This is a genomic window from Streptomyces sp. NPDC049577 (assembly GCF_040675635.1).
Taxonomy (GTDB): Bacteria; Actinomycetota; Actinomycetes; order Streptomycetales; family Streptomycetaceae; genus Streptomyces.
Window position 1 is genome coordinate 1 of record NZ_JBFAPH010000423.1, and the last position, 4,528, is coordinate 4,528.

Annotated in this window: 5 protein-coding genes; 4 read left to right on the forward strand and 1 reads right to left on the reverse strand. The window is 73.2% G+C overall.

Annotated elements, in window-relative coordinates; genetic code table 11:
* The first annotated feature begins 193 nt into the window (after nucleotides 1-193).
* The 3 genes from AB0K09_RS30065 to AB0K09_RS30075 all read left to right on the forward strand — a co-directional run bounded on the left by AB0K09_RS30065 (nucleotide 194) and on the right by AB0K09_RS30075 (nucleotide 3,012).
* A complete protein-coding gene (locus tag AB0K09_RS30065; protein WP_366068568.1) occupies nucleotides 194-1,306 on the forward strand; it encodes a Vms1/Ankzf1 family peptidyl-tRNA hydrolase in 1,113 nt (370 codons plus the stop codon).
* Nucleotides 1,307-1,485: 179 nt separating this feature from the next.
* Complete coding sequence (locus AB0K09_RS30070; protein WP_366068569.1) at nucleotides 1,486-1,989, forward strand: hypothetical protein; 504 nt, start codon at nucleotides 1,486-1,488, stop codon at nucleotides 1,987-1,989.
* Between the two features lie 153 nt (nucleotides 1,990-2,142).
* Entirely contained in the window at nucleotides 2,143-3,012 is an 870-nt protein-coding gene (locus tag AB0K09_RS30075; protein WP_366068571.1) for a hypothetical protein, read from the forward strand.
* On the opposite strand, the gene AB0K09_RS30080 is transcribed toward AB0K09_RS30075, so the two are convergent.
* Nucleotides 2,998-3,348, reverse strand: coding sequence for a helix-turn-helix transcriptional regulator (locus AB0K09_RS30080; RefSeq protein WP_366068572.1), 351 nt, complete (start codon nucleotides 3,346-3,348; stop codon nucleotides 2,998-3,000). The two genes, AB0K09_RS30075 and AB0K09_RS30080, sit on opposite strands and share 15 nt — an antisense overlap.
* A 410-nt stretch (nucleotides 3,349-3,758) precedes the next feature.
* On the opposite strand from AB0K09_RS30080, the gene AB0K09_RS30085 reads away from it, so the two are divergent.
* Nucleotides 3,759-4,409, forward strand: coding sequence for a DUF4360 domain-containing protein (locus tag AB0K09_RS30085; protein ID WP_366068573.1), 651 nt, complete (start codon nucleotides 3,759-3,761; stop codon nucleotides 4,407-4,409).
* The last annotated feature ends 119 nt before the right edge of the window (nucleotides 4,410-4,528 follow it).

Here is a 4,528-nt window from a genome sequence, read left to right on the forward strand (position 1 = left end):
CCCTCGGCCGGACGGAGCGGCGCCCGGGCGGCCCCCTGACGGCCCCACCTGCCCGTCGGCCATCCGGGTGGCCGGACGGCCGACGGGGGCCGATGCTGGTTACGGAGCGTTCCGAGCGCCCGGGGAATGGCGCGCAGGCGTCCGGGCAGACAGCCCGGCGCGAACGCGCCCGGCCCATCGAAGGAGGACCTCCATGACCACAGTCCCTCGGACCGACACCGGGACCCTGCGCGACCTCCTGGACGCGCCGGGCCCCTTCCTCTCCGTCTACTTCGACCGCGACCCGCGCCCCGAGCGCGGCGAGGAGGCCGGGGCCCGCTGGAACGCCCTCGCCCGGCGACTGGCCGACGAGGGCGCCGAGCGGGCCACGCTGAACGCGCTGAGCGCGCGCGTCCTGGACTCCCTGCCCGGCACCGGCGTCCTGGCGGCCTTCGCCTCCGACGGCGATGTGCGGCACGTCGCCGAGACGCCCGGGGCCCGCACGGGGGACCGCGCCGAGACGGCGCCGCTGCCCCATCTGCTGCCCCTGCTGGAATGGCGCCAGGACCGCCCGGCCCATGTGGTCGCCGTCGTCGACCGCACCGGCGCGGACCTCAGGCTCTACCAGGAGGGCGCCGTCGAGCCCGTCCACCGCTCGGTCGACGGCCCGGACGACGAGATCGTCAAGCCCGCCATGGGTGGCATGTCCCAGATGCGGTTCCAGCACCGGGCCGAGGACTCCTGGGAGCACAACGCGGCCGCGGCCGCCGACGCCGTCGCGGCAGGCCTGTCCGAGGTCTCCGCCCGGCTGCTGCTCCTCGCCGGCGACGTGCGTGCCCGGCAGTACCTGGAGAAGCACCTGCCCCAGTGGGTCCGGCGCGACGTGACGGTCGGCCAGGTCGGCGGCGGCCGCGGTGAGGACCGCCCGGCGCCCGAGCGCGAGACCCAGCGGCTGACCGAGGCCGCCCGCTTCGGACGGGAGCAGACCACCACGCTGCTGCGCCGGCTGGAGGACGAGCGCGGGATCCGCGGGCACGCCGTGGACGGCGTCCGCTGGACGCTCGGTGCCCTGGCGGAGAGCCGGATGGGCACCCTGATCGTCGTCAACGACCCCCAGGACGACCGGACCGCCTGGTTCGGCCCCAACGGCACCGAGGTCGGCGAACTCCGCGAGGACTTCCAGCCCGGCACCGGCCCGGTCGTCCGGGCCCGGCTGGCCGACGTGGCCGTCCGGTCCGCGCTGCTCACCGGCGCCGACGTCCGCGTCCTGCCGCCCGGCATCGCCGGGGCCCCGGCGCAGGGCATCGGCGGCATCTGCCGCTTCTGACACGGATCGGCGGGGCAGGACGGCCCGGCCGGCGCTCTTGGCGGAGAAGCGCCGACCGGGCCGTCGCGCGCGGGAAGGGACGTTGACATCCGGGCACGGCGCCACGAGGTTGTCAGGCGGCCGAGGCCGGGGAGTGCCCCGCACACCCGGCCGCCCTCACATCCGTAGAGGAAAAAACCGTGACCACCCGTTCCTGGATCGGTGCACTGGCCCTCACCCTCGCCTCCGCGGCCGCCCTGACGGCCGCTCCCGCGGCCGTGGCCGCGGACGACACGACCCGCACGAGCGCGGCGCACGGCCCCTCCGCGCAGGTGCTGCAGGACAGACCCGAGCTCAACGGCATGCGCGTCAAGCCCGTGAACGGCCCCGCCGTCTACCTCGTCCTCGACGGCAGACGCCGCTGGATACCCAACCCCGCCACCTACAACAACCTGTTCCGCGACTGGAACGGCATCCAGTCCGTCATCGACATCGGCAGCATCCCGGACGGTGGCGCGCTCTCCGACGGCGCCTTCCTCGGCAAGGCCCCGAACGCCCCCGAGGTCTACCTGATCAGCAACGGCGTCAAGCGCTGGATCACCAGCCCGGCCGCGATGGACAAGTACTACTTCGCCTGGAACAAGATCGTGAATGTGTCCCCGGTGGCCATCGCCGCCATCCCCAGTGGTGCCGCCATCTCCTAGCAACGGCGGTGAACACAGGGACATATGACGTGGCGTGATTCGTTCGGTCGCTGTGGGGCTTCCGCGGATCGTCGCACGCCGTGACGGGCCGTGGTGGGAACATCGTCGGGTCGTCCGGTGGGGCGCCGTGTGAGAGCTGTCGTGGGAGCCGAATTGGCAGGGGACCAGGCGTCCGTCATCTCCGAGTGGGTGCTGCCCGCCCTCGTCTGCGCACCGGTGACCTGGGTCAGCCTGGTCTTCCGGTACCGCGAGGACGGGCGGCTGCTCGGCACCGTGCGCTCGGCGGCCCTGACGGTCGCCGCCGTGCTGTGGACATCCGGCATGGCCGCGCTGGCCAGCGGGCTGCTGCTGCCGCACGCATCGAGTGTGCCCCCGGTCGCCGTGGGCGTGGTGGCGGGCTCGGGCGTCGTCCCCCGGGGCCGGGGCGACCAGGGCGGCGGCCGGGCCGTGATGGCCGTGCTGACCCTGGGCAACTCGCTGCTCCTCGCCCAGCTCGCGCAGCGGCTGCGGACCGACCGGGCCGACTGGTGCGAGCGCATGGCCGCCGGCTTCCGCGACTGCTGGGACCTGGACGCGTTCGCCGCCGCGGTCCAGCAGCACCTGCTGCTGCGCGTGGACGTCCCCGGACGCCCGGTCCGGGCGCGTGCCGCCCTCCGCCGGGAGATCAACGACCGGTACCGCGAGGTGCGCACCGCGGCCCAGAAGTGGATCACGCTCGAGACCAAGGTCGAGAAGGTCTGCCAGCAACACGGCCGCCGGCCCACGCGGGAGGAGACCCGGCAGGTGCGGCGGGCCTTCGGCGAGGCCGAGCGCTACCTCAAGGGGCTGCTGGAGCTGGAGCACGCCCACGGCAAGCGCAGCGACGCCGGCAAGATCCTCGGACTCCGGCGCCGCTTCACCGGGGAGGAAGCCCCGAAGACGCCGGGCGGACCGGACCGTCCGAACGGCCGGGGCGGCGGCGGGGGCGGCGTCGGCGGCCCGAGGCGGTCGCGGGACGCCGCGAGCGGTTCAGCGGTGGGGTGACGGCGCGAGGGAGCCCACGGGATCCGGCTCGCACAGCGCGGACTCGAGGTCCGGCGGGGTGTGGTCGCGCTGCTCGGGCGGGTCGTAGAAGGTGATCTCGACCCGGGCGTCGAGCGATTCGGCGACGGCGGCGAGGGAGCGCAGGGTGAGGTTCTCCCCGCCGGAGAGGATCTGGCTGACCCGGCCCGGCGAGACGCCCATGCAGTCCGCCAGGTCCTTGCGGGTCATGCCGCGTTCGGCCAGGAGTCCCGCGAGCGACGCCGTGGCCTGCCGGGCGAGTCTCTCGCCGGCCGCCTTCGTGGCGCGGCCACCTTCCGCGGTCTGTCGCCAGGCCATCGCCCACCTCCTGTTAGCCGTCATGCCCGCGAAACGCGCACGGGGACAGGGCCGTTGAACGGCCTGTCGTGCGCCGGGCTCCTGAAGAAGAGGATGCCACCTTTAGTCCTGACTAAAAGCCCGCGTGCGGAAAAAGCCGTGGGAAGGCAACCGGTTGGCGGTGGTCACCGCCGGGGTGACCAGCGCAGACGGGGCCGGCAACGAGTTTCGGCCAGATCGGGCATCACTCGTGCGGTGGGCGCGCGACCTGCCGGAAGGGCGCCAGGAGGCGCCCCGGCGGGATCGCGTGGCGCGGAGTATGGCCAACGGCCGGACCCCTCCCTATGATGCGAGCGCCCGCAGCCCCCGGGCTGTTGAATTGGCAGGTACATGACCTCCCGTGATCCATGGCCCTTCGATTGGAGCCACTCATGCCCGGCGGTCTGTTCACGGCTGGCGCGATCGCGGCGTTACTGGCCGCGCCGCTGTCCACGCACAACCCCTCCGTCATCACCAACCCGCCCCCCGACAAGATCGTGATCGAGATCGCGACGGTCAACGGGTCCGGTTGTCCCGCGGGGACCGCAGCCGTCGCGGTCTCACCCGACAACACGGCCTTCACCGTCACCTACAGCGACTACCTGGCCCAGGTGGGCGTCGGCGCCAAGCCCACCGACTTCCGCAAGAACTGCCAGCTCAACCTGATCGTGCACGTGCCCCAGGGCTTCACCTACGCGATCGCCGGCGCCGACTACCGCGGCTTCGCGCACCTCGAACCGGGCGCCACCGGCACCGAGAAGGCTTCGTACTACTTCCAGGGCTCCCACCAGACCACGCCGATCAGCCACAGCTTCAACGGGTTCTTCGGCGACAACTGGCAGGCGACGGACGCCGTCGACGTCGCGGCCCTGGTCTGGGCCCCCTGCGGGGAACAGCGGAACTTCAACATCAACACCGAGTTGCGGGTGAACGCCGGCAGTTCGGACCCGACGAAGACCACGAGCTTCATGACCATGGACTCGACCGACGGGGACATCAACACGATCTACCACCTGGCCTGGAAGCAGTGCCCGGCGAGATAGCCCCGGACGCACGGGGGCCCCGGGCGGCCTTGCCGTCCGGGGCCTCCCCGGGCCCGGGCGCCGCGCGCGTGGCGGCGCTCACAGGACTTTGTCCCCCTGCCCGCCCACCCCAGCTGGGG

Excerpts from the sequence above, each read along its gene's own strand:
- AB0K09_RS30080 (WP_366068572.1), bottom strand. The coding sequence starts at position 3,348 with ATGGCCTGGCGACAGACCGCGGAAGGTGGCCGCGCCACGAAGGCGGCC.
- AB0K09_RS30085 (WP_366068573.1), top strand. The coding sequence starts at position 3,759 with ATGCCCGGCGGTCTGTTCACGGCTGGCGCGATCGCGGCGTTACTGGCC.
- AB0K09_RS30065 (WP_366068568.1), top strand. The coding sequence starts at position 194 with ATGACCACAGTCCCTCGGACCGACACCGGGACCCTGCGCGACCTCCTG.